The 294-nt window shown below is 37.8% G+C and carries 1 protein-coding gene; it reads left to right on the top strand.

Annotation, left to right across the window (positions count from 1 at the left end; genetic code table 11):
• Nucleotides 1-55: 55 nt before the first annotated feature.
• On the top strand, nt 56-294 hold a 239-nt coding region (locus FLQ44_RS02030; protein WP_206208620.1), incomplete at its 3' end, for an Lrp/AsnC family transcriptional regulator.

The raw sequence follows: 294 nt of genomic DNA on the forward strand, positions 1-294 counted from the left end.
AGGACTTTCCTCTTCTCCATGTTGGACACGCGTTAAACGTCTTGAGTCTTTAAATGTGATTGAAGGCTATACTGCAACAATCAATGCCAAGGCAATTGGGATTAACGAACTCTTTTTTATCGAAATCACCTTAGAACGTCATGATGATGAAATTTTAGAACAATTTAGTGATGCGCTCAGTCAAATGCCAGAAGTGGTTGAAGCACATTTGGTGACAGGAGATTATGATTATTTGGTCAAAGTCGCGGTCAAGAATGCCGAACATTACGAACGTTTTTTACGTAAAAATTTATA

This window comes from Vogesella mureinivorans, assembly GCF_007644035.1.
GTDB lineage: Bacteria > Pseudomonadota > Gammaproteobacteria > Burkholderiales > Chromobacteriaceae > Vogesella > Vogesella mureinivorans.